General features: G+C 74.2%; 18 protein-coding genes. 15 read left to right on the top strand and 3 right to left on the bottom strand.

From position 1 onward, the window contains the following. Positions 1-70: 70 nt before the first annotated feature. Positions 71-2,554, bottom strand: a complete 2,484-nt coding sequence (locus tag K353_RS23215; RefSeq protein ID WP_111555483.1) for a glycoside hydrolase family 2 protein — start codon at positions 2,552-2,554, stop codon at positions 71-73. A 35-nt stretch (positions 2,555-2,589) separates the two neighbouring features. Then, entirely contained in the window at positions 2,590-3,576 is a 987-nt protein-coding gene (locus K353_RS23220) for an acetylxylan esterase (RefSeq protein ID WP_111555484.1), read from the bottom strand. 339 nt (positions 3,577-3,915) lie between these two features. On the opposite strand from K353_RS23220, the gene K353_RS23225 reads away from it, so the two are divergent. The 8 genes from K353_RS23225 to K353_RS23260 all read left to right on the top strand — a co-directional run bounded on the left by K353_RS23225 (position 3,916) and on the right by K353_RS23260 (position 15,452). Beyond that, positions 3,916-6,024, top strand: coding sequence for a hypothetical protein (locus K353_RS23225; RefSeq protein ID WP_111555485.1), 2,109 nt, complete (start codon positions 3,916-3,918; stop codon positions 6,022-6,024). Positions 6,025-6,144: 120 nt separating this feature from the next. Beyond that, positions 6,145-6,906 carry a ChbG/HpnK family deacetylase gene (locus K353_RS23230; RefSeq protein ID WP_158585468.1) on the top strand — a complete coding sequence of 254 codons (762 nt, stop codon included), beginning with the start codon at positions 6,145-6,147 and terminating at the stop codon, positions 6,904-6,906. 98 nt (positions 6,907-7,004) lie between these two features. Beyond that, a complete protein-coding gene (locus tag K353_RS23235; RefSeq protein ID WP_111555589.1) occupies positions 7,005-7,970 on the top strand; it encodes an aldo/keto reductase in 966 nt (321 codons plus the stop codon). 148 nt (positions 7,971-8,118) lie between these two features. Continuing rightward, positions 8,119-10,191 carry an alpha-galactosidase gene (locus K353_RS23240; RefSeq protein ID WP_111555487.1) on the top strand — a complete coding sequence of 691 codons (2,073 nt, stop codon included), beginning with the start codon at positions 8,119-8,121 and terminating at the stop codon, positions 10,189-10,191. A 102-nt stretch (positions 10,192-10,293) separates the two neighbouring features. Then, positions 10,294-11,385 carry a Gfo/Idh/MocA family protein gene (locus K353_RS23245; protein ID WP_111555488.1) on the top strand — a complete coding sequence of 364 codons (1,092 nt, stop codon included), beginning with the start codon at positions 10,294-10,296 and terminating at the stop codon, positions 11,383-11,385. Then, entirely contained in the window at positions 11,382-12,302 is a 921-nt protein-coding gene (locus K353_RS23250) for a sugar phosphate isomerase/epimerase (RefSeq protein ID WP_111555489.1), read from the top strand. Before K353_RS23245 ends, K353_RS23250 begins: the two co-directional genes overlap by 4 nt. Positions 12,303-12,410: 108 nt before the next feature. Continuing rightward, positions 12,411-14,459 (top strand): glycoside hydrolase family 52 protein, encoded by a 2,049-nt coding sequence (locus tag K353_RS23255; protein WP_111555490.1) that lies wholly within the window; start codon positions 12,411-12,413, stop codon positions 14,457-14,459. Positions 14,460-14,633: 174 nt separating this feature from the next. Next, on the top strand, positions 14,634-15,452 hold the full coding sequence (locus tag K353_RS23260) for a hypothetical protein (protein WP_158585469.1): 819 nt from the start codon (positions 14,634-14,636) through the stop codon (positions 15,450-15,452). 87 nt (positions 15,453-15,539) lie between these two features. Here K353_RS23260 and K353_RS23265 read toward each other — a convergent pair whose 3' ends face one another. Beyond that, complete coding sequence (locus tag K353_RS23265; RefSeq protein WP_111555492.1) at positions 15,540-16,679, bottom strand: helix-turn-helix domain-containing protein; 1,140 nt, start codon at positions 16,677-16,679, stop codon at positions 15,540-15,542. Positions 16,680-17,011: 332 nt separating this feature from the next. Here K353_RS23265 and K353_RS23270 point away from each other — a divergent pair, with 332 nt between their 5' ends. From K353_RS23270 to K353_RS23300, 7 genes are all read left to right on the top strand, one after another. After that, entirely contained in the window at positions 17,012-18,037 is a 1,026-nt protein-coding gene (locus K353_RS23270; protein ID WP_111555493.1) for a LacI family DNA-binding transcriptional regulator, read from the top strand. Positions 18,038-18,416: 379 nt separating this feature from the next. Further along, a complete protein-coding gene (locus K353_RS23275) occupies positions 18,417-19,382 on the top strand; it encodes a sugar ABC transporter permease (protein WP_111555494.1) in 966 nt (321 codons plus the stop codon). After that, complete coding sequence (locus K353_RS23280) at positions 19,382-20,356, top strand: carbohydrate ABC transporter permease (RefSeq protein ID WP_111555495.1); 975 nt, start codon at positions 19,382-19,384, stop codon at positions 20,354-20,356. The genes K353_RS23275 and K353_RS23280 overlap by 1 nt, the downstream gene beginning before the upstream one ends. A gap of 123 nt (positions 20,357-20,479) precedes the next feature. Continuing rightward, a complete protein-coding gene (locus K353_RS23285) occupies positions 20,480-22,165 on the top strand; it encodes an extracellular solute-binding protein (protein WP_111555496.1) in 1,686 nt (561 codons plus the stop codon). A 37-nt stretch (positions 22,166-22,202) separates the two neighbouring features. After that, positions 22,203-23,399, top strand: coding sequence for a Gfo/Idh/MocA family protein (locus K353_RS23290; protein ID WP_111555497.1), 1,197 nt, complete (start codon positions 22,203-22,205; stop codon positions 23,397-23,399). Between the two features lie 87 nt (positions 23,400-23,486). Continuing rightward, the gene (locus tag K353_RS23295; RefSeq protein ID WP_233533778.1) at positions 23,487-24,239 is read left to right on the top strand and encodes a sugar phosphate isomerase/epimerase; all 753 of its coding nucleotides are present in this window, start codon (positions 23,487-23,489) and stop codon (positions 24,237-24,239) included. After that, positions 24,236-25,357, top strand: a complete 1,122-nt coding sequence (locus K353_RS23300) for a Gfo/Idh/MocA family protein (RefSeq protein ID WP_111555498.1) — start codon at positions 24,236-24,238, stop codon at positions 25,355-25,357. Before K353_RS23295 ends, K353_RS23300 begins: the two co-directional genes overlap by 4 nt. Positions 25,358-25,507 lie beyond the last annotated feature (150 nt).

Genomic DNA, 25,507 nt, shown 5'->3' on the forward strand with positions numbered 1-25,507 from the left:
CTGGTGGTGGGTGGCACGGGCCTGGGGTGCCGCGACCCCGCCGGGAACGGGTTCCCGGCGGGGTCGCGGATCACGATTCGATCAGGTCGTTGACGCAGCGCACGGTCAGCGGGTCCTGCCAGCGCGGGTCGTCGGCCGTCGCCGTGGTGCGGGCGTGGAAGACGTGCGTCTCGCCGGGGAGCAGGGTGACCATCTGCTCGTCGACGTCCGCGTCGTCGTCGAGCCGGTCCGCGTGCAGCACCACGTCGCGCAGGAAGGTGTGCGCCAGGACGCGCACCCGGACGCCGTCCGGGGCGGTTTCGGTGGTCACGGTCAGGCGGGCGGCGGGCAGGTCGGCGGCGATGTCCTCGGCGGTGAGGATCCGGTCGAGTACCTGCGCGCTGTCCCTGACCGTCACCACCAGCGCGGCGTCACCGTCCGGCAGGTCGACCGGGAGGGAGGCGGTCGCGCCGACCGGCAGGGCCACCGGGTGGACGTCCTGCGAGAGCGGTTCGCCCGTCACCGTGTGGACCTGGACGGTCAGGTCGGTCCGCCACGGGTCGGCGCCGTTGTTGGTGAGCCGGACGAAGGGGCGGCGGCCGGTGGCCTGCGACACGGCGGCGTGCCGGGGCCGGTAGGCGGCGCGCAGCGCGTACCAGGCGAGCTTGCGGTGGCCGTCGCCGTCGACCACGGCCCAGGAGGCCACCGGCCAGCAGTCGTTGAGCTGCCACAGGATCGTGCCGGAGCAGCGCGGCCACTGGCCGCGCAGGTGGTCGATGCCGAAGCGGACGGCGCGGGCCTGGTTGAGCTGGGCGAGGTAGATCCAGTCGGCCATCTCCTGCTCCGGGTCCTTGCGGCGCCGGTCGGGCAGGTGCGGCAGCACGCCGCGCTGCAGCTTGGCGACGCCGTCCTTGGCCTTCTGGTGCGCGTCGGCGACCGGTCCGGTCGGGGCCGGGGGGCCGTCGTCGATCGCCCGCCGGACGGTGGGCCGGCAGGCCGGCCCTTGGAAGCCGAACTCGGCGACGAAGCGCGGCTGGTACTCGGCGTAGGCGGTCCAGTCGCGTTCGTTCCAGACGTCCCAGATGTGGATCGGCCCGTGCAGCGGGTCGTTGGGGTGCAGGTCGGGGGAGCCGGACCAGGGGCTGCCGGGCCAGTAGGGGCGGGTGGGGTCGAGTTCGGCGACGATCGCGGGCAGCAGGTCGGTGTAGTAGCCCAGTCCCCAGGTGCGGTCGCCGACGATCTCGGGCCAGCCCCAGTCGCGGTGGCCCCAGAGGTTCTCGTTGTTGCCGTTCCACAGGACGAGGCTGGGGTGCGGGGCGAGTCGGGTGACGTTGTCACGGGCCTCGGCGAGGACCTCGCCGCGCAGCGGCTCCTCCTCGCTGTAGGTGGCGCAGGCGAACAGGAAGTCCTGCCAGACCAGCAGGCCGCGTTCGTCGCACAGGTCGTAGAACTCGTCCTTCTCGTAGATGCCGCCGCCCCACACCCGCATCAGGTTGACGTTCGCCTCGACGGCGTGGTCGAGGGCGGCGGCGTAGTCCTCGCGGCCCAGGCGGGAGACGAAGCAGTCCTCGGGGATCCAGTTGACGCCGCGGACGGGCACGTGGACGCCGTTGACCAGGATCTCGAACGGGGTGCCCGCGCGGTCCGGTGCGGTGTGCAGGGCGGTGGTGCGGAAGCCGATCCGGCGTGACCAGCGGTCGGCGGAGCCCCGGGCGCTGGCCAGTTCCACCGTCAGCTCGTAGAGCGGCTGTTCGCCCAGGCCGGTCGGCCACCACAGGCGGGCGTCGGGCACCTCGACGGTGAGTTCGGCGGTGTCGGCGCCGGCGGGGACCCGGCCGGTGGCGTGCTGTCCGGCGACGGTCGCGGTGAGCAGCAGCTCGTCCGACGGGGCGTCGGGGGCGCGGCGGACGGCGACGCGCGCGGTGACCGTCGCGGGGCCGTCCTGGCCGGGGCGTCCGACGGTGACGGCGGGCCGGACGGACTCCAGCCGCGCGCCGCTCCAGCTGAGCAGCTCGACGGGCTTCCAGATGCCTGCGGTGACCAGCGTCGGCCCCCAGTCCCAGCCGAAGTTGGCGGCCATCTTGCGGACGTGGTTGAACGGTTCGTCGTAGGTGGTCGGCAGGTCGCCGGACTCGGCCCGGCGGGCGTCCGTGTAGGCGTACACCGAACCGATGCGCACCCGTAGGTCGTTGCCGGTCGGACGCACCAGGTCGGTGACGTCGAAGACGTGGGTGCGGTGCATGTTCGCGGTGCGGCCGACGACGTGCCCGTTCACGCTGATCTCGGCGACGGTGTCCAGGCCGTGGAAGACCAGTTCGCGCCGGGCGGCGCCGCCCGCGTCCGGGAGGTCGAAGGTGGTGTTCCACGTCCAGTCGGAGCGGCCGATCCAGTGCTGCTCGGCCTCGTTCAGGCCGACGTACGGGTCGGCGAGCAGGCCGGCGGCGAGCAGGTCGGTGTGGACGCAGCCCGGGACGGTGGCGGGTACGGCGCGTCCGTGCAGGTCGGCGGGGGCGTCGGGGTGCGGTCCGGTGAGGGTGAGGTGCCATCCGGTGCCGATGGTCGACCTGGTGGTCATGTGGTGCTCCTGGAGTGGTCGGTTCGGGGCTGGCCTCAGCGCGTGCGGTGTCCGGTGGCGTTCGCCAGGAAGGCGGCGTGTTCGGCGAGTTGGTGGTCCCCACCGCCTTCGTGGGCGGCGTACTCCCAGACCCGGATGTCCTTGTCGGCGCCGCCGGTGTGCTCGGCCCAGCGGTGGTAGGCGGCGAAGACGGTGGAGGGCGGGCAGACCGGGTCCATCAGGGCGACCGAGAAGCGGACCGGTGCGGTCGCCCGGGCGGCGTGGTTGGCGGCGTCCAGGTAGGAGAGGGTGTCGAAGACCCGCTCGACGTCGGCGGGGCGGCCCTGGAGGTAGTCGGTGATCTCCCGGTAGGGGTGGGCGTCGGTGATCTGGGTGGCGCGCCGGAAGTGGCACAGGAACGGCACGTCGACGCAGGCGGCGGCGAGGCCGGGGCGCAGTCCGGCGACGGCGGTGGCGATGCCGCCGCCCTGGCTGCCACCGATGACGGCGATCCGGTCGGGGTCGACCTCGTCCAGGGCGGCGACGGTGTCGACGGCCCGGACGGCGTCGGTGAACAGCCGCCGGTAGTAGTGGTACTCGGGCCCGGCGAGGCCGCGGGTGAGGACGCCGCCGGTCTGCGGGGCGAAGTCCCCGTCGGGGGTGTCGGCCGCGCCGTAGGAGCTGGACTGGCCGCGGCTGTCCATCAGCAGGTGGGCGTAGCCGAGCGAGGACCACAGGGTCGGGCGCAGGGCGGTGCCGCGGGCGCAGCCGTAGCCGAGGTACTCCACGACGGCGGGCAGCGGGCGGCGCACCCCGCGCGGCAGCCGGAGCCAGGCGCGGACGGGCTGGCCGCCGAAGCCGGAGAAGGTGACGTCGTAGGTGTCGACGTGGATCAGGCCGTTGTCGACGCGCCGCAGCACGGGCGGTACGGCCGCGGCGCGGGACTCGGCCAGCGTCTTCGTCCAGAAGGCGTCGAAGTCGTCCGGCTCGGCGCCGTCGAAGCGGTAGGCGTGCAGGTCTGCCAGGGGAAGGTCGGTGAACACGGGACCTCGGAGGATGCTGGGCCACGAGGGCGGGGGAGCCCGGAGAGCGGGGCCCGCAGCGTCGGCGGCGGGGAGCCCGGGTGCTGGGCTGCGGTGACGTGCGCTTCACCGTAGTCGGGCACGGGGCGCGGGAGGAGGCCCGGAAGCCGACTGCGCACGGTCGTCCATGTTCCGCAGCCGCAGTCCGCCGCGCGGAACGGACCGGTCACGGGCGTCCATGCGGCGGGCATCCCGGGCCATGTCGGCCGGGCGGGCCGGTTCCTACGCTGCGGGTCTCGACGGCCCGGGGAGGCCGGGGCACACCGCCGGACCGCCGGCACCAGGGACACGGAGGCGCACATGCTCATCCGCTCGCTCAGGAGATCCGCACCGCGCCACCGGGTTGCCGACCCGCCCCGGCGCCGGGTCCGGACCTCGGCCGCCGCCGGAGCCGCACTGCTCCTCGCGCTCACCGTTCCGGCCCTCCCCGCGCAGCCCGCCGCAGCGGTGGCGGACCGTCAGGGAAGCGCGGGCTGCGCCGGCGCCGGCGCCGCCGACTACCGGTGGCAGCCGCTGCGGATCGGCGGCGGCGGGCAGCGCTGGACGGTCGAGGGCAACAACGACTACCGCACCGGCCCGGAACGCCTCGCGGTCGACCCGGCCGACGCGCGCACGGTGTACTTCGGCACCCGCACCCAGGGCCTGTACGCCTCCACCGACGCCGCCCGGCACTGGACGCAGGTGGCGCCCGCCCGGCTCCCGGCCGGGACCGGCGGGGTCGGCGTCGTCTCGGTGCTCTTCGACCCGTCCGGCGGGACGCTGCACGGCCGCACCCGCGGCATCTGGGCGACGGTCGCCGGTGCGGGCGTCTACCACTCCACCGACGCCGGTGGCAGCTGGCAGCTGGCGTACCCCGAGAGCGTCCGCACCCCCACCGACGCCAAGATCGCCGAGGACGGCACCCTGCTGGTGGCGTTCGCCCCCGGCGGCGGCGCGGCCTCTTCGATCCGCCGGTTCACGGCCGCCGAACCGGCCGGGCACGACCTGACCGCGCCGCTCGCGCAGGGCGGCTCCTGGTTCGTGGCCGTCGAGCCCGGCGACTCCGGCAAACTGCTGGCCGCCGACGACGCCGTCCGGGCGGGCCACCTGTTCCGCTCCGCCGACGGCGGCGCCAGCTGGCAGCCGCTCGGCCTCACCCTCGACTACCCGGACGCCGCCTGGCCCCAGGACACCACCGAGAGCGGCTGGCTCTCCACCGGCACCCTGGTGTTCGACCCCACTGCGCCCGGCCGGGTCTGGTTCCCGCAGGGTGTCGGGGTGTGGCGCGCCGACGACGCCTTCGCCGCCGAACCCGTCCTGCACTGGCAGTTCGTCTCCGCGGGCATCGAGGAGATGGTGACCTACGACCTGGTCGCGCCGCCCGGAGGGGACCCGATCAGCGCCGTCGCCGACCGCAACGGCTTCCGGCACACCGACCCCGGCGCGTACCCGGCCGCCCCGATCCTCACCGACCAGTTCTCGGCCGGCACCAGCCTGGCCTACGCCGGACTGAACCCCCGCTACGTCGTCGCCGTCTCCAGCGACACCCGCGCCCAGTACGCGCCGCTGGACGCGAACTGGACCAGCGACCCGGCGTCCGGCTACTCCACCGACGGCGGCGCCACCTGGACCCGCTTCGGCGGCCAGAAGTCCGACATCACCCGCCGCTACGGCGGCAACATCGCGGTCTCCGCCGACGCCTCGTCGATCGTCTGGATGCCGACCGTTCCCGCGGACTACGCCGCCGACCCCGCCAACGCCGGGCGCCCGGCGGAGCAGGCCCGGCCGCTGAACGTCCCCTACGTCAGCCGCGACGACGGGCGGACCTGGACCGCCGCCACCGGCGTCGACCCCGGCCCCGGCATCCACGACATGATCTGGTGGGGCGCCAAGCGGGCCCTGGACGCGGACCAGGCGGCCCCCGGCACCTTCTACCTCGCCACCACCCGCGGCGACGGCGAGTTCTTCCGCTCCACCGACGGCGGCGCCACCTGGACCCGGGCCACCGGCACGCCCCCGCCCACCGCCGGGACCGACGCGCACGTCTTCGGCCAGGTCCACGCGGTGCCCGGCCGGGCCGGGAACGTCTGGGAGAGCACCGCGCAGGGCGGCCTCTGGTACACCCTCGACGGCGGCGGCTCCTGGACGAAGGCCGCCGGGGTCCAGGAAGCCCGGGCGTTCGGCTTCGGCCGGGCCGCCACCCCCGACGGCTACCCGACGGTCTTCGCGTACGCCCGGGTCGGCGGCGTGTGGGGCGTGTGGAGCTCCACCGACCGCGGCGCGACCTGGACCCTGACCGCCCGCTACCCGGCCTGCTACTACACCGGCGTGAACGTCGTCACCGGCGACCTGGACGCCGCCGGGCGGGTCTACGTCGGCTTCACCGGCAACGGCTTCGTCCAGGGCGACCCGGCGCGCCCGCGCCGCTGAACCGCGGAACCCGTGACGGTCGTCCATGATCCGGTGCCCATCCGTCATGGACGGCCGCCCGCCGCAGCGCCCAGGCTGGGGGAGTGCGGCCTGCCGACGGGCCGCGGGACGGAGCGGCGCGTGGACGGGACCGGGCAGCGGATCCGGCTGGTGGTGCGGGTGGACGACGCCGGGCTGAGCGAGGGCGTGAACCGGGCCGTCGTCGAGGCGCTACGCGGCCCGGCGGCCCGCAGCGTCTCGCTGATGGTCCCCGGACCGGCCGCCGCGCACGCCGCCGCGCTGCTCGCCCCGCTGCCCGGCCTCGTCCACGGCCTGCACGTCACCCTCACCAGCGAGTGGGAACGGCCGCGCTGGCGGCCGATGCTCCCGGCCCGCGCCGTCCCCTCGCTGCTGGACCGCGACGGCTTCCTGCCGCGCACCGCCGACGAGTTGCACGCACGTGGCGGCGTCGACCCGCGCGAGGCCGCCGCCGAGATCACCGCCCAGCTCGACCGGGCCCGCGAGTGGGGCCTGACGGTGCGCTACCTGGACGAGCACATGGGCGTCGGCTGGGTCGCGGGCGCGGGCGAGGCCGTCCGCGCCGTCGCCGCCGCGCAGGGCCTGGTCGACGCCGACCGCCTGGTCCCCGCGCTCCCCGTCCCGACCGGCGCCGACCTGCGGGCCGTGCTCCGGCAGGCGCGCCCCGGCCCGCACGTGCTGATCACCCACCCCGGCCACGACGACGCCACCCTGCGGGCCCTGCGTGGCACCGGCTTCCCGGACGGCGGCGTCGGCACCGCCCGCGACGCCGACCGCCGGCTGCTCGCCGACCGCGCCCTGTGGTCCGCCGTGCAGGAGGACGGCACCGAACTCACCGACTACGCAGCCCTGTTCCGGCCGTAGCGTCCTGCCGATTGCCCTGGCCCAATGACCCTCCGCACCTCCGCACCCGACCGAGGAACCCCGTGTCCCACACCCCCGACCCCGCCCGCTACGACGCCATGCCCTACCACCGGGCGGGACGCAGCGGCCTGCTGCTGCCCGCCGTCTCGCTCGGCCTGTGGCACAACTTCGGCGCGCAGACCCGCTTCGAGACCCAGCGCGCCGTGATCCGCCGCGCCTTCGACCTCGGCATCACGCACTTCGACCTCGCCGACAACTACGGGCCGCCCCCCGGCGCCGCCGAGGAGAACCTCGGCCGGATCCTCGCCGGAGACCTGCGCCACCACCGCGACGAACTGCTCGTCTCCACCAAGGCCGGCTACCACATGTGGCCCGGCCCGTACGGCGAGTGGGGCTCGCGCAAGCACGTGCTCACCGGCCTCGACCAGAGCCTGCGCCGCCTGGGGACCGACCGGGTCGACGTGTTCTACTCGCACCGGCCCGACCCGGACACCCCGATCGAGGAGACCATGGGCGCCCTCGCCACGGCCGTCCAGCAGGGCAAGGCCCTGTACGTCGGCGTCTCCAACTACTCGCCCGAGCAGACCCGCCGGGCCGCCCGGGCGCTGGCCGACCTCGGCGTGCCGCTGCTGCTCCACCAGCCCTCGTACTCGATCTTCAACCGGTGGGTGGAGGACGGCCTGCTCGACACCCTCGACGAACTCGGCACCGGCTCGGTCGCGTTCTCCCCGCTCGCGCAGGGCCTGCTGACGGACCGCTACCTGACGGACGTCCCGGCGGGCTCCCGGGCGGCCGGTCCCAGCCCGTTCCTGTCCGCGTCGAACATCAAGGACGAGACGCGCGTCCGGATCGGTGCGCTGAACGAGATCGCCCGCTCCCGGGGCCAGAGCCTCGCCCAGATGGCCATCGCCTGGGTGCTGCGGGGCTCCCGCGTCACCTCCGCGCTGGTCGGCGCGAGCAGCGTCGCCCAGCTGGAGGACAACGTCGCGGCGGTCCGCAACCTGGCCTTCACGGAGGAGGAACTGGTCGCGATCGGCATGCACGCCGATCCGCCGGCCGAATGACCCGGCGCCCGGTCGGCGCGGCCGCCGTCGCGCCGACCGGGCGATCCGTCACGAGTGCGGTCCGTGCGACCGATCGGTCACGATCCGCCATGCTGCCCGGCCGAGCGCCGCGCCTAGGCTCGGGGCGTCGATCAGCGAGGAGACCCCCATGACCGTGGTCCACCACGACCCGGCCGCCCGCCTGTGGATGCTCACCACCCCGCACAGCAGCTACGTCGTCCGGCTGGACGACCGGGACCGGCTGCGGCACCTGCACTGGGGCGCCCGGCTCACCCCCGAACAGGCCGCCGCCCTGCCGCACGTCCTGGACGTCGCCACCAACTTCGACGGCGAACTCGCCGAGGAGTACCCGGGGGAGGGCGGCGCCCGCTTCGGCGTCCCCGCGCTGCGCGTGGTGCACCCCGACGGCAGCCGCAGCACCGAGTGGCAGCCCGCGGGCCACCGCGTCGAGGACGGCCTGCTCGTCCTCTCCTTCCGCGAGCGGCTCGGCCCGCTGGAACTCGACCTCTGCTACCGCGTCCACCCGGACAGCGACGCCGTCGACCGCTGGACCGAGCTGCGCCACACCGGCGCCGACGGGCCGCCCGTGCGGATCGGCCAACTCGCCGCCGCCCGCTGGACGCTCCCGCTGCGCGCCGACTACCGGCTCGGCCACGTCACCGGCGGCTGGAGCGCCGAGAACCGGCTCGCCCGCGAGCCGCTGGCCCGCGCCGAGACCGTCCTCACCAGCCGCCGCGGCATCACCGGGCACCAGGCCAACCCGTGGGTCGCCCTCGACGCCGGGGACGCCGACGAGGAGCACGGCGAGGTGTGGACCAGCGCACTGGCCTGGAGCGGCAGTTGGCGCATCACCGTGGAGCGCACCGTGCACGGCCTGGTGGCCGCCACCCACGCGGCCGGACACGAGGGCCCCGAGGTCGTCCTGCGCCCCGGCGAGTCCTGGCGCACCCCCGTCTCCACCGGCCTGTACGCGGCGGACGGCTTCGGCGGGGCCAGCCGCGCCTGGCACGCCCACGTCCGCGCCCACGTGCTGCCGCGCCCGGAGGAGCTGCGGCCGGTGCTGTACAACTCCTGGGAGGCCACCGGCTTCGACGTCGACCTGGCCGGGCAGCTCGACCTCGCCCGCCGCGCCGCCGCGCTCGGCGTCGAGCTGTTCGTGACGGACGACGGCTGGTTCGGAGCCCGCAAGGACGACACCGCCGGACTCGGCGACTGGACGCCCGCCCCCGACCGGTTCCCCGACGGCCTCGCCCCGCTCGCCGCCGAGGTGCGCCGCCTCGGCATGCGCTTCGGCCTCTGGGTGGAACCGGAGATGGTCAACCCCGACAGCGACCTGTACCGCGCGCACCCCGACTGGGTGCTGCACGAGGAGGGCCGCCCCCGCACCGAGCTGCGCAACCAGCTGGTCCTCGACTTCGGCCGCCCCGAGGTCGCCGCCTGGGCGCACGGCTGGCTGGACGGCCTGGTCCGCGAGCACGGCGTCGACCACCTCAAGTGGGACATGAACCGGGTCCTTACCGAGGCCGGCCGCCCCGGCGACCCGGACGCCGACCGGCTCTGGCACGGCCACGTCCGGGCCGTCCACGCCCTGATGGACCGGCTGCGCGCAGACCACCCCGGCCTGCGCATCGAGGCGTGCTCGGGCGGCGGCGGCCGCACCGACCTGGCGATGCTGGCCCGCACCGACCAGGTGTGGGCCTCCGACAACACCGACGCCCTCGACCGGATCGCCATCCAGCACGGCTACGGCCAGCTCTACCCGCCCGGCACCATGGGCGCCTGGGTCACCGACAGCCCCAACCCGCTGACCGGCCGCCGCCTGCCGCTGGAGTTCCGCTTCCACGTCGCGATGACCGGCGCGCTCGGCATCGGCGGCGACCTCACCCACTGGAGCGAGGACGAACTCGCCCGGGCCGCCGAGCTGGTGGCCCGCTACAAGCGGATCCGGCCCGTCGTCCAGCACGGCCGCCTGCACCGGCTGCGCGACGCCGTCCAATACGTCCACGGCGACGAGGTCGTCCTGGTGGCCTGGCGGCTCGCCGAAACGCACGGCACCCCCGTCGTCCCGCTGCGGATGGTCGGACTCGACCCGGACGCCCGCTACGTCGACCAGGACACCGGCGAGGTCCACCACGGCGCCGTGCTGACCGCCCGCGGCCTCACCACCGGGCTCACCCGCGACCACAGCAGCCGCCTGCTGCACCTGCGCCGCCAGGACTGACCCCCGACGGACCGCCACCGGAGCGCACCGGACCCGACCGCCGCGCCCCGGCGGTCCCGCACGCCCCGAACCTTCCAGCGAACGCAGTACGGAGGACCCCCCATGTCCGCTCGCCCCCGGGTGGGAATCGTCGGCACCGGATTCATGGGCGGCGTGCACGCCCGCGCCGTCACCGCCGTCGGCGGCCGGGTCACCGCCGTCCTCGGCTCCACCCCGGCGCGCACGGCCGCGGCGGCGGCCCGCTGGCCGGGTGCCCGGCCCGCCGCCGACCTCGACGACCTGCTCGCCACCGGCCTCGACGCGGTCCACCTGTGCACCCCCAACCACCTGCACGCCCGGGACGCCGAACGGGTCATCGCCGCCGGGGTGCCGGTGGTGTGCGAGAAGCCGCTGGCCACCACCGTCGCCGACGCCGAGCGGCTGACCGCGGCCGCGGACGCGGCCGGGCTCGTCACCGCCGTCCCGTTCGTCTACCGCTACCACCCGCTGGTGCGCGAGGCCCGGGCCCGGATCGCCGCCGACCCCGACGCCGGACTGTGGCTGCTGCACGGCTCCTACCTCCAGGACTGGCTCGGCGACCGGGCCGCCGACAACTGGCGCACCGACCCCGAACGGGGCGGCGCCACCAGGGCGTTCGGCGACATCGGCGTCCACTGGTGCGACCTGATGGAGTACGTCACCGGCCACCGGATCACCCGCGTCCTGGCCCGCTTCGGCCGGGCCTTCGACGAGCGCGGACCGGCCGGCGCCCGCACCGCCGTGGCCACCGAGGACGGCGCGGTGGTCTCCTTCGAGACCGACCGCGGCGCGATCGGCTCGCTCGTCGTCAGCCAGGCCAGCGCGGGTCGCAAGAACCGGCTCTGGTTCTCCTTCGACGGCCCCGACCGCTCCTACTCCTTCGACCAGGAGGACCCCGAGCAGCTCTGGATCGGCGGCCGCGACGCCACCACCGTGCTGCGGCGCGACCCCGCGCTGGCCAGCGCGCACGCCGACCGCTTCGACCCGCTGCCCGCCGGCCACCCGCAGGGCTACCGCACCTGCTTCGAGGACTTCGCCGCCGACGTGCGCGCCGCCCTCGACGGCCGCCCCGCCGACGGCCTGCCCACCTTCGCGGACGGCCTGCGCGCCGCCCGCATCAGCGCCGCCGTCACCGCCTCCGCGGCGCACGGCACCCACACGGAGGTCCCCACGTGAAGCTCGGCTTCCTCACCGCCTGCCTGCCCGACGTCCCCCTGCCGGAACTCGTCGCCTGGGCCGCCGACCACGGCTACCGGGCCCTGGAGGTCGCGGCCTGGCCCGCCACCGGCGACCGCCCGTTCACCGCCTCCCACCTGGCCGCCGAGTCCCTCGACCGGGCCGGGGCCGAGCAGGTCGCGGAGCTCTTCGACCGGCACGGCCTCGCGCTCTCCTCGCTCGCCTACTACGACAACCCGCTGCACCCCGACCCCGAGGAACGCGCCCGGGTCCACGCCCACCTGCGCCGCTGCGTCGACGCCGCCGCCCTGGTCGGATCGCCCACCGTCGGCACCTTCGTCGGCCGCCACCCCGGCCGGACCGTCGCCGAGAACCTCGCCGACGCCGAACGGATCTTCCCCGAACTGACCGGCTACGCGGCCGAACGCGGCGTCAAGGTCGTCATCGAGAACTGCGTGATGGAGGGCTGGCACCCCGACGGATACCCGGGCAACCTCGCCTACTCGCCCGAGCTGTGGGAGTGGATGTTCTCACTCGGCCTGTACCTCAACTACGACCCCTCCCACCTGGTCTGGATGGGCATCGACCCGGTCGCCGCCCTGCGGCCGTACGTCGACAGGGTCGCCCACGCCCAGGCCAAGGACGTCCAGACCGACCCGGCCGCCCGCACCCGCTACGGCTGGCCCGGCCGCGCCGCCGCCCGCCCCGACCCCTGGGACACCGGCTGGTGGCGCTACCGGGTGCCCGGCCTCGGCGAGGTCGACTGGCGCCGCGTCGTCGACACCCTGTACGAGGGCGGCTACGACGGCGTGCTCTCCGTCGAGCACGAGGACCCCGTCTGGTCCGGCGACCGCCACCGCACCGAGACCGGCCTGGAGATCGCCCGCCGCACCCTCGCCCCGCTGCTGGTCGACTGAACCGCCCGCCCCCGCACGGAAACCCACCCCACCCCCACCCTGCCGTCGGCCGGTGCGTGCAGCCCCCTGCCGGCACCGGCCGGCCCGCCTCCCCAGGAGCGCACCACCGTGGACATCACCAACGTCCAGCACAGCCCGATGGGGGCGCACGCCTCCTTCACCCTCGGACACCCCGGCCCGCACGGCGGCCTCGGCCTCGGCCTGGCCGGACCGGCCGGGCAGAGCGTCTACGTCGCCGTCGAGGACGCCCCCGGCAGCGGCACCTACCACGCCCTGCCGTTCTTCGCCGCCGACCAGGACGACCAACTGGCCCGGTTCCAGGGCGGGGAGGAGGGCCGCCCGCCGGTGCCCGCCGGGCCGCTGACCGCCTTCTCCGCCGACCGGGTCGAGCAGGTCCTCGACCCGGTGACCGACCGCTGGACGGTCGGCCCGCTGGACTTCGCCGTCCACTCCCCGCTCGGCGCGCTGCCCGAACCGGGCGCCGCCCCCGACGAGGCGCTGCGCCGCGCCGTCCTGCCCGCCGTGCTGGCCGAGTTCACCGTCGACAACACCGGCGGCAGCGGGCCGCTGCGCGCCTTCGTCGGCTACGCGGGCTCCGACCCGTACGCGGGGATGCGCGCCGTCGAAGGCCCCGGGTTCACCGGGATCGGCGAGGGCACCAGGACCGCGATCACCACCGACGCCCCCGGCGCCCGCACCGCGATCGGCTTCGACATCCCGTTCATCCTCGGCGACGGCCGCCACCCGGGCGACGGCTTCGGCCTCGGCCAGACCGGCCTGCTGGTCTTCGAGGTGCCGCCGGGCGAGCGCCGCACCCACCGGCTCGCCCTGTGCTTCCACACCGCCGAGTACCTGACCGCCCCCGAGCGCTGCCGCTACCTCTACAACCGCTACTACCCCGACCTGGAGGAGGTCGCCGCCACCGCCCTGGCCGAGTTCGACGCGCTGCTCGCCGACTGGCGGCGGGCCTGCGACGCGCTCGGCGCGGCCGCGCTGGGCGAGGACCGCGCCTTCATGCTGGCGCTCGCGATCCGCAGCTACTACGGCAGCACCGAACTGCTGGAGGACGCCGAAGGCCGACCCGTCTGGATCGTCAACGAGGGCGAGTTCCGGATGATGAACACCCTCGACCTCACCGTCGACCACTCCTTCTTCGAAGCCCGCCAGCACCCCTGGACGCTGCGCAACGTGCTGGAGCGCCAGCTCGCCCACTACAGCTACACCGACCGCTACGGGATCAGCTTCACCCACGACATGGGCGTGGCCAACGTCTGGTCCCCGCACGGCCGCTCCTCCTACGAGCGGCCCGGCCTGACCGACTGCTTCTCCTACATGACCGGCGAGCAGCTGCTCAACTGGGTGCTGGCCGCCGCCGTCTACGCGGCCACCGGTGACACCGCCTGGTGCGCCGCCCACGCCCCCGCCCTGCGGGCCTGCCTGGACAGCATGCTGGCCCGCGACCCGGGCGCGGACGGCGTGCAGACCGTGGACTCCGACCTGGTGGCCGGGGGCGCCGAGATCACCACCTACGACAGCCTCGACACCTCGCTCGGCCAGGCCCGCTCCAGCAGCTACCTGGCCGTCAAGGGCTGGGCCGCCTACCGCTGGTTGGAGCGCACCCTGCACGCCCTCGGCGACCCGGAGGCGGCCGCGGAAGCCGGCTTCCGCGCCGGACGCGCCGTCAAGGCCCTGCTGTCGTCGGTCGGCCCGGACGGCACGGTGCCGGCGCTGCTCGACGAACCGGACGGCGCCCGGATCATCCCGGTCGTCGAGGGCCTGGCCCTGGCCCACCTCACCGGCACCGACGTGCGCAGCGAACCGGAACTCACCGCCGCGCTCCGCCGCCACCTGCTGGCCGTCCTGCACTCCGGCCGGTGCCGGTTCCCGGACGGCGGCTGGAAGCTCTCCGAGACCAGCGACAACTCCTGGCTCTCGAAGATCTACCTGTGCCAGTACGTCGCCCGGGAACTGCTGGGCATTCCCGACGACGCCGACATGGCCGCCGCCGACCGCGCCCACGCCGACTGGCTGCGCCACCCCACCGAGTCCCGCTGGTCCTGGAGCGACCAGATGATCTCGGGCGTCGCCGCGGGCAGCCGCTACTACCCGCGCGGTGTCACCGCCGTCACCTGGCTGCTGGAGGACGGCCCCCGCTGAGGCGGCGTCAGGAGCACACCATCGTCCATGTGGACGTGCCCATTCGTCATGGGAGGGGGCCCGGGACCGGGCCATCCTGATGGTGACCGAGCGGGGCGGGCCGCAGCCGCGGTACCCCACCACCGCTGCGCCCCGCCCGGTCCCACCCACCCCCCACGGACCACTGGAGCCACCGTGAACCTCCTGCACCGCTTCGCCCGCACCCGCCGCGGCGCCGCCACGGCCGTGCTGGCAGCCGCCCTGCTGACCGGCGTCGCCGCCGCCCCCGCCCAGGCCGCCACCGTGCAGAACTGCGACGTCGAGGGCACGATCATGTACGGCAAGTACTACGCGCACAACAGCGAGTGGGGCAACACCTACAACGGCTGGGGCTACGGCAGCCAGTGCGTGTCGCACTCGGACACCGAACTCGGCAACAACTGGTACTCCAGCTTCAACTGGTCCAACAACAGCAGCATCTCCGACGACGAGTGGCACATCAAGGCGTGGCCCTCCGTCGTCAGCGGCTGGCAGTGGGGCTACGCCAACCCCGACCACGGCGGCTTCCCGGTGCGCCTCGGCGACGGGCACAACGTCGTCACCAACTGGGACTTCGAGGTCAACGCCGGCAACTGGAAGGGCGACTCGATCTACGACCTGTGGGTCGACCCCTCGCAGAACCCGAGCAGCCAGCCGCAGAACGAGGTGATGGTCTTCCTCAACTACAGCGACGGCGCCATCCCGAGCTCCGCGGACAAGGTCGGCAACGTCTGGGTCAACGGCGCTAGCTGGGACGTCTACCGCAGCTACGGCTCCTGGCAGGTCATCAGCTACGTGCGCACCTCCCAGACCTGGAGCGTGTCCGGCCTGAACCTGCGCGACTTCCTGGACCACTCCCAGAACTCCGGCTGGCTCGACCCTAACCTCTACCTGGTCAGCGTCCAGGCCGGCCACGAGATCTGGCACGGCTCGGGCACCACGCACACCTGGAACTACAGCGTCGACGTCTCCTGACGCACCGGCACCACGGCACCGGCCGCAGCCCCTCCCGGAGGACAGGGAGGGGCTGCGGCCTCGTGCCGTCCGCGGTGCGCGCGGCGTTCAGATGCCGGTCAGTCGTACCAGCGTCCGCACCGCCGCACTGTCACAGCGCCGGACGGCGGCCTCCGGTGTGCGGCGGAAGACCTGCGGGGCCAGCCCGTGGGTGGCCCGGAAGCGGCGCGAGAAGTGCAGCGGGTCGGCGAAGCCGCAGGCGCGGGCGACCTGGGAGACGTTCAACTCGCCTGCCTCCAGGAGCTGCTCGGCGTGCGCGAGCCGCACCTGTTCGAGCGCCGTGATCGCGCCGACGCCGAAGTGCGCCTGGAACATCCGGGCGAAGTGCCCCCGTGAGACGGCGGCGGCGTCGGCCAGCTCCACCAGGGTCAGCGGCCGCGGCCCCTCCCGCCAGGCGTCCCGGACGTACCGCAGGGCGGCCGCCAGTTCGGGCCGCCCCGGTTCGACCCGTTCTTCGAGCCCTCGCCCGTCGGTGCCGGTCGGCAGCGGGTCGGCGGTGGGCGGCGCAGGGGTGCCGGACCGCCCGTCGCCGCGTCCTGCCGACAGCCCGGTCGGCGGGCAGCCCTCCAGCAGGACGGAGAGCACCATCCACAGGGACTGCGCGGCCAGCTCCCGCCAGCGTTGCGGCCGTGCGGTGCCCAGCCACAGCAGGTACTCCAGCAGTACCGGTGACGGGTCGGGGGAGCGCGGCGTCCGCACCCACGGCTGGGCCTGCTCCGGCGGGTTTCCGGGCCAGCAGAACGCCGCCTCGCCGAGCGCGGTGGACGCCGCTGCCGCCTCGATCCAGTCGGACCGGTGCGGTGGTACCAGGGCGATCGCCCCCGGCGGGAGCAGCGGTCGCCAGCCCGGCACCGATGCCCTCCGGTCCCCGCCGGCCCGTGGCGGGGGCGGGGCGCCGAGCGACCAGACCAGCCGCCAGACCCGCTCGGAGGCGGGGGGCTGCGCTGCGGCGGCCGGGTAGGTGCTGCCGACGGCCGCCCGTGCCCGGAGCGTGCCGGGTGGGTCGGGTCTGCGCGGTTCGGCGCGGACGTGGTCGGGCCGCGGACGCACGACGGTGCGGGACTGGGAAGGGGCCGGCCCGCGGCTCCGAGCCGGCCGGACGGTCGGGGCGGAGCGGAGCACCGGGAGCGCCACCGCCTGGACGGCGGCGGCGTAGCGGGCCGGGGTGGCTGCGGGGGGCGGGAACACGCGGTACCTCCCAGGGGCCCGTGAACGGGCCGCGCGGCTGTGTACGGGAATGCAGGTCCCGGCGCGGTGCCACCGGGTGGCACCGGTGCGGCCGGAACGACGGAGGACGGACGGATCCGGGGCCGTCCCGGCCCGACCGCCAAGGAAAAGTTTCGGTAAGATTTACCGCCCGGAAGTCTAGGAGCGCCGTTTGCGGCGGTCAACATCCCCGCACCGCCGACCGCCGCCCCGGACCGCTCCTCGCTACCCTGGCTGCCACCGCAGGGCCGCAGGACGGCCCCGCCGGCGGCTGGCGCGTCCGGCACGGCCACACGAGAGGAACTGCGGATCACATGACAGAGGACACGACCGGCGGCGGCCGGGGCGGACGGGTCACCCTCGCGGCCGTCGCCGCGGACGCCGGGGTCTCGGTGGCCACCGTCTCCAAGGTGCTCAACGGCCGGGGGGACATCTCGGCCCTCACCAGGAGCAAGGTGCAGGGCCTGCTGGTCCGCCACGGGTACCAACTTCCGCTCGGGCGCCGCCAGGTGGGCATCGTCGACATGCTCATCGACAACATGTCCAGCTCCTGGTCGGCGGAGCTCGCCCGTGGCGCCGTCGAAGCGGCGGCCGAGCACGGGGTCAGCGTGGCCATCACCACCCGCCAGCTGCGCGGCACCGCCGAGTCGCGCTGGATCGACCAGGTGCTGCGCCGCGGGACCGACGGCCTGATCGTGGTGCTCGACTCGCTGACGGCCATTGAGCGCGAACTCCTCGACACCGGTGTGCCGTGCGTCCTGCTCGACCCGGTCGGCGAGCCGCAGCCCGGCTTCCACATGGTGGGGGCCACCAACTGGCAGGGCGGCCTCGACGCGACGCTGCACCTGGTCGAACTGGGCCACCGGCGCATCGCCTGCCTCGGCGGGCCGCCGGAGCACTGGTGCGCCCGGGCCCGGCTCGACGGGTACTACGCGGCGCTGGCCCGCAACGGCCTGCCCATCCGGCCCGAACTGGTGCGCACCGGTCTCTTCCAGGAGGAGTCCGGCCACCGCCTGATGAGCGAACTGCTGGAACTGCCCGAGCCCCCGACCGCGGTCTTCGCCTGCGACGACGTGCTCGCCATGGGCGCCATCAAGGCCGCGGCCGAACGCGGGCTGACCGTGCCCGGCGACCTCAGCGTGGTCGGCTTCGACGACGTGCCCTTCACCCAGTGGACCGCCCCGCCGCTCACCACGGTGCGCCAGCCGTTGGCGGTGATGGCGAGCACGGCCGTGCGCATCCTCATGCAGCAGCGCGACCGGGCCCCCGAGGAGCCGCAGCGCCTGGAGATGGCCACCACCCTGGTCGTCCGGGGGAGCACCGCGCCGCCCGCCCGCTGATCCGTCACCCCGGCCGCGCGGCATGGACGTTCGTGCTCTCCCTGCCCCGATCAGCCGGTGTCCGGGCCGATCCGGCACCCAAGTTTTCGGAAACCAAGCGAAAATTCTGCGGGATGCCTTGACAGGCAGGGGCGCTGGGGCGGAGCCTCACTGCGGTCGGGATCACCGCCCTGACCGGCGGACGGCCGACGGAGTCGGACTCCCGAGCCTCCCGCCCAGCCCCCACCCATTCGCAGACCGGTTTCGTCACTGCGCCGAAACCGGGCCGGAGCCCCGCCGCAGGGCCCGGCCCGCCCCGCCCGCACCGCCGGGCACCGGTCCTGCGCACCCACGCCGAGGCACGGCAGCGCCCGTCGCCACCGGCAGGGAAGGAACGACGATGTCCGTAGAACCGGTCGCGAGGGAACGTCCCTCCGCCCGCTCCGCGACCAAGGCCCGTCCGGCCGGATCGCTGCGCACCCGCATGTGGCGGGCCCGCTGGATGTACCTGATGATGCTGCCCGGCCTGCTGTTCTTCGTGGTCTTCTGCTACGTGCCGCTGCTGGGCAACGTCGCGGCCTTCCAGGACTACTCGCCGTTCCTCGGCTTCTCGGGCAGCCAGTGGGTCGGCTTCCACAACTTCGCCGTGATGCTCGACGACCCCCAGCTGGTCACCGCGGCGAAGAACACGGTGGTGCTGAGCTTCCTCCAGATCGTCTTCGCCTTCCCGGCGCCGATCGCGCTGGCGGTGCTCCTGAACAGCGTGATGAGCGAGCGGGTCAAGCGCTGGGTCCAGGCCGTGGTGTACCTGCCGCACTTCGTCAGCTGGGTGATCGTCATCGCCATCTGGCAGCAACTACTCGGCGGCGACGGACTGGTGACCAACCTGATCTCCGACCACGGCACCCAGTCGGTGGCGATCATGAGTGATCCGCACTGGTTCAAGTCCCTGATCACCGCGCAGGTGATCTGGAAGGACACCGGGTGGAACACCATCATCTTCCTGGCCGCCATCACCCGGATCGACTCGCAGCTCTACGAGTCGGCGGCGGTGGACGGCGCCGGGCCGTGGCGCCGGATCTGGCACGTGACGCTGCCCGGCATGCGCGGTGTGCTCGTCCTGATGCTGATCCTGCGGCTGGGCAACGTGCTGACCGTCGGATTCGAGCAGATCCTGCTCCAGCAGCACACCGTCGGCATGGAGACCGCGCAGGTCCTGGACACCTTCGTCTACACCCGCGGCGTGGTCGGCGGGGACTGGGGACTCGCCGCGGCGGCCGGCCTGCTGAAGGGCGTCATCTGCACGGCCCTGGTCGTGGCCGCCAACAAGCTCGTCAAGCGCACCGGTTCGGAAGGGGCATTCTGATGGCCGACACCACCACCCGGCCCCGGCCCCGGCCCCGCACCGCGCCGGCCCCCGCCCCCGGCGCCCGCCCCCGGCGGGGCCGGACGAGCTCCGCCCGGCCCGTGTGGGCCGAACGCCCGTCCCGGGCCGCGGTGGCGGCCAAGGGAATCGTCCTCGCGGTGATCTGCCTGGTCGTCCTCTACCCGATGGTCTACATCCTGGCCGTCAGCCTCAGCGACCAGAACGACCTGGCCGGCGACGGCCTGCTGCTGTGGCCGAAGCACTGGTCGCTGCAGTCCTACCGGACCATCCTGGAAGGCGGCCTGGTCACCCGGGCACTGGTGGTCAGCATCCTGGTCACCGTGGTCGGCACCGCGCTGTCCATGGTCCTGACCGTCCTCACCGCCTACTCCCTCACCCGCACCCGCGACGTGCCGGGATCGCGCTTCGTCCTGTGGCTCGTCCTCGGCACCATGCTGTTCAGCGCCGGGATCATCCCCAACTTCCTGATGGTCAAGCAGGTCGGGCTGCTCAACAGCTACTGGGCCCTGATCGTCCCCGGCGCGATCAACGCCTTCAACCTGGTGGTCGTCCGCAACGCCTTCATGGAACTGCCCGCCGAACTCCTCGACTCGGCGCGGATCGACGGCGCCAACGACTGGCAGATCCTCCGGAAGATCGTGCTGCCGCTCTCCAAGGCCGTGCTCGCCGTGGTCGCCCTGTTCTACGCGGTCGCCCTGTGGAGCGACTTCTTCAGCGCGATGATCTACCTCAACGACACCACGAAGTGGCCGATCCAACTGGTCCTGCGGCAGTACGTGCTGGAAGGACAGTCGATGGCCCAGCTCGCCCCCAACCCGAACCGCCCGCTGCCCCAGCCGCAGACCCTGCAGATGGCCGTCACGGTGGTGGCGACCCTGCCCATCCTGATCGTCTACCCCTTCGTGCAGCGGTTCTTCACCAAGGGGATCCTGGTCGGCGCCGTCAAGGGCTGAGCCCCGCCGATCCACTCCTCCCCGCGCCACCACCCACGTCGCACGCCGCGGCGCGGTCAGCCCTGCGCCGACCCTGCCCAGGCCCCACCCCACCCTCACCCAGGACACCGGAAAGGCCACGTCATGAGACAGCCGATCACCTCCCCCTTGACCTCCCGCCGCACCCTGCTGACCGGTGCCCTCGGCATCGGCGCCGGCCTCACCCTCGCCGCCTGCGGCAGCGGCAGTAGCGGGGGCAGCAGCCACACCCCCGGCGGGGCGTTCCGGACCCCCGCCGCCGGTCCGGTCCCCTCCCCGATGGCCGGTGAGCACCGCGACCCCATCCACGGCGTCCCCGCCGCCTACGACCGCTACCCCTCTGCCGCCGAGCAGTTCACCTCCGTCGCCAAGGCGCCCGGCAGCGGCGGCACCATGACCGCCCTGATGCAGCTCGCCACCACCCCGGCCCCCGGCCGCGGCGACAACCGCTGGTGGCAGGAGCTGGAGAAGCGCCTCAACCTGACCTGGCAGCCCACCCTCGTCGGCGGCTCCGACATCGGCGACCGCGCGCAGACCATCATCGCCAGCGGCGACATGCCCGACCTGTTCAACGTCAACCACTACTTCTCCCCGGCCATCGACCGCAGCGTCAAGCAGGGCGCGTTCGCCGAACTCTCCGACCACCTCGGCGGATCGGCGATCCTGGAGTACCCGAACCTGGCCCGGCTGCCCGACTGGGCGTGGCGCAACAGCTCCATCGACGGCGCCATCTACGGCGTCCCCCGGCCGACCCCGCTGGTCAACAACGTCGCCTTCCACCGCCAGGACTGGCGCAAGAAGCTCGGCATGGACGTGCCGCGCAACGCTGACGACGTGTTCGCGCTGCTCACCGCGTTCACCAAGTCCTCGCCGGCCGGTGACGGCGTCAAGACCTGGGGCCTGTCCGACCTCAACAGCGGCTTCTTCGCCGCGATGCACCGCGTCCCGTCCACCTGGCGACTCAACCAGGACGGCACCCTCACCAAGGACCACGAGACCGACGAGTGGGAGGCGATGCTCGTCTACATGCGCAAGCTCTGGGTCGGCGGAGCGTTCCACCCCGACGCCCCCACCATGCCCTGGGACCAGCAGCGCCAGCTCTTCCTGAACGGCTCGATCGGCATGCACGCCGAGGGCTTCAACGGCATGGTCTCCGTCGGCGGCGACCTCGGCGTCATCCAGCGCAACAGCCCCGGCGCCGACCTCCAGCCGATGCTCCCGCCCGGCTTCGACGGCGGCAAGCCGCTCGTCGCCCAGGACACCGGCTACTGGGGGTACTACAGCATCCCCGCCAAGCTGCGCGGCAACAAGGACAAGATCCGCGAAGTCCTCCGCGTCTGCGACTACTTCGCCGCGCCCTTTGGCAGCAGCGAGTACACCTTCGTCAACTACGGCATCGCCGACCACCACTTCACCTACGGCCAGGACGGCGCCCCGGTGCCCACCACCAACGCCGCCCGGCTCTCCGAGCTCAGCATGGCCTACATGTGCCAGCCCTCCGAGCTGAACTTCTTCTTCCCGGGCCAGCCCGCCCAGGTCGCCCAGGACGCCCAGACCTTCCTGCACGACGCGATGCCCGTCAGCGCGCCCAACCCGGTCGTCAACCTGTACTCCGAGACCGCCATCTCCAAGACGCCGGTGCTCAAGCAGCTCATCGACGACCTGATGGTCGCCGTCGTCACCGGCCGCAAGCCGATCAGCGCCCTGGCCGAGGCCCGCCAGTCCTGGAAGAGCCAGGGCGGCGACCAGATGCGCGCCGAGTACGAGAAGGCCCTGGCGAAGAAGAACTGACCCGCCGCCCCGCCCGCACCACCCCACTGGAGCCACCGTGACCATCAGCATCGGCGTCGTCGGAGCCGGGCAGTTCGCCCGCGCCTTCATCCCGCTCTTCCAGGCCCACCCCGGCGTGCACGACGTCCGCCTGACCGAGGCCGTCCCCGAGCGGCTGGAGCGCGAGGCCGCCCGCCACGGCATCGCCACCACCTACGTGACCTACGAGGAGATGCTCGCCTCCGACGTCGACGCCGTCGCGATCTTCACCCAGCGCTGGACCCACGGCCCGCTCGTCGTCCGGGCGCTGGAGGCCGGCAAGCACGTCTACTCCTCCGTCCCGATGGCCGTCTCCGAGGAGGAGATAGCGGCGATCGTCGAGGCGGTCGCCCGCACCGGCCTCACCTACATGATGGGCGAGACCAGCTACTACAACCCGGCCGCCGTCTACTGCCGCGAGCGGCGGGAGGAAGGCGCGTTCGGCGAGATCTTCTACGCCGAGGGCGACTACGTCCACGACATGGACCTGGGCTTCTACGACGCCTACAAGTTCAGCGGCGGCGAGGGCTGGAAGGCGGACGCCAGCTTCCCGCCCATGCACTACCCCACCCACGCCCTCGGCGGGGTGCTCGCCGTCACCGGCTCCCACGTCACCCACGTCTCCTGCCTGGGCATCACCGACACCCGCGGCGACGGCGTCTTCGACCGCGAGGTCAGCCGCTGGGGCAACGACTTCTCCAACGCCACCGCGCTGTTCCGCACCGCCGACGGCGGCGCGGTGCGCACCAACGAGATGCGCCGCGTCGGCTACCCGTCGCCGCTGCGCGAGTCCCGGTTCCGGTTCTTCGGCACCGAGGGCAGCTTCGAGCAGCTCGCCACCACCACGCTGTGGCAGGACCGCGAGAAGGCCGAGGACATCGAGGAGCTGATGCGCACCGTCCCCACCGCCCGGCTCGACGACGAGGCGCTCGCCGACATCGACCCCTCGCTGCGCGACGCGTTCGTCAGCGGCTTCGCCCCGGTGCACGACCTGAGCCGGCTGCCCGCCGAGTTCACCGGGCAGCCCAACGGGCACGAGGGCTCGCACCAGTTCCTCGCCGACGACTTCGTCACCGCCTGCCTCACCGGCGACCTGCCGCCGGTCAACGCCTGGACCGCCGCCCGCTACACCCTGCCCGGACTGGTCGCCCACCGCTCCGCGCTGGCCGGCGGCGTCCAGCTGGAGGTCCCGGACTTCGGCGACGCCCCGCGCTGACCCGCCCCGCACCGCCGTCCCGCCGGCCCCTCCCCGGGCGGGCGGGACGGCCGCACACCTGCCACCGCACCGGAGGAACCGACCACCGTGACCGCAACCACCCCGCTGGCCGTCCAGCTCTACGGCCTCAACGAGGCCATGACCGCCGACCGCCGCGACACCCTGCGGCGGCTCGCCGCCATGGGCTACTCCGGCGTCGAACCGTACGACGTGCTCACCGACCCGCACCGACTGCGGGCCGACCTCGACGAGTTCGGCCTGCGGGCGTGCAGCGCGCACGCCTGGATCACCGGCGAGCAGCAGGCCGAGATCCTCCACGCGCTGCCCGTGGTCGGCGCGGACACCGTGATCCTGCCCTACGCCGCCCCCGAGCGCTTCGCCGACCGCGACGCGGTCGCCGCCCTCGCCGCCGAACTCAACACCGCCGTCCGGGCCGCCGCCGAGCACGGCATCCGGGTCGGCTACCACAACCACGAGTTCGAACTGTCCACCCCGCTCGACGGCGCCCCCGCCCTGGAGGTGCTCGCCGACCTGCTGGACCCGGCCGCCGTCCTGGAGGTCGACACCTACTGGGCCGCCGCCGGAGGACAGGACGTCCCGGCGCTGCTCGGCCGCCTCGGCGACCGGGTCCGCCTGCTGCACGTCAAGGACGGCCCGATCACCGTCGACCGCGAGCAGCCCAACACCGCCGTCGGCTCCGGCCGGATGCCCGTCCCCGCGGTCCTCGCCGCCGCGCCCGCCGCCGAGTGGCACATCGTCGAACTCGACCAGTGCGCCGGGGACGTGTTCGACGCCATGGCGCAGAGCCACACCTACCTCACCACGGAGGGCGGGCGATGACCCCCGCGCACCAGCACCGCACCGGCCCGATGGGCGTCGCCGTCGTCGGCTGCGGCACCATCAGCGACCAGTACCTGACCAACCTGACGGCCTTCCCCGACCTGCGGGTGCTGATCTGCGCCGACCTCGACCCGGAACGGGCCCGCGCCCAGGCCGAGGCGTACGGCGTCCCCGCCTGGGGCGACGTCGCGCAGGCGCTCGCCCGCCCCGACGTCGAACTGGTCGTCAACCTGACCGTCCCCGCCGCGCACGCCGAGGTCGGCCGGGCCGCCGTCGAGGCCGGCAAGCACGTGTGGAACGAGAAGCCGCTGACCGCCGACGCGGCGAGCGCCCGCGAGCTGCTGAAGGCCGCCGCCGCCGCGGACGTGCGGGTCGGCGGGGCGCCGGACACCTTCCTCGGCGCCGGGTTGCAGAGCGCGCTGCGGCTGATCGCCTCGGGCGCGATCGGGGCGCCGCTGGCCGCGCTCAGCCTGATGCAGATCCCCGGCCCCGAGTCCTGGCACCAGAGCCCCGAGTTCCTCTACCGGGCCGGCGGCGGGCCGCTGTTCGACATGGGGCCGTACTACCTGACCGCCCTGGTCGCCGTGTTCGGCCCGGTCCGCCGGGTGAGCGCCGTCGGCTCCCGCTCCCGGGACCGCCGCACGATCGGCTCCGGCCCCCGGGCGGGCACCGAGTTCGACGTCACCGTGCCGACCCACGTCTCGGCGCTGCTCGAATTCGCGGGCGGCGGCTCGGCCACCGCGGTCTTCAGCTTCGAGTCCCCGCAGCTGCGGCTCGGGTTCGTCGAGGTCACCGGCACCGACGCCACCCTCGTCCTGCCCGACCCCAACCACTTCGACGGCCCCTCCCGGGTCGAGGACGGCGGGCCCGGACGCGAGGTCGCCGCCACCGGCACGGCGGCCGGGCGCGGCATCGGCGTCCTGGACATGGCCCGGGCGATCCGCTCCGGCGAGCCGCACCGGGCCACCGGCGAACTCGCCCTGCACGTCCTGGCCGTGATGGAGGCCGTCGAGGCCGCCGCGGCCACCGGCTCGCCCGTCGAGGTGACGGTCGGCGCCCCGTCGCCGCAGGCCCTCCCCGAGGACTGGGACCCGTACCAGGCCACTCTCCTGCCCTGATCCCCCGACCCCTTCCGCACGGCCGCGCGGTTGCCCGGCGCAGGGGCCGGTCGTGCGCGGTCGTCACCGGGGTCGGCCCAGGCCGGCGTCGCGGACCGGCAGGGCCGCCCGGACCCGGTCCGGGCGCGCGCCGGGCATCGCGCGGCCCAT

Source organism: Kitasatospora sp. SolWspMP-SS2h (assembly GCF_003259315.1).
Taxonomy (GTDB): Bacteria; Actinomycetota; Actinomycetes; order Streptomycetales; family Streptomycetaceae; genus Kitasatospora; species Kitasatospora fiedleri.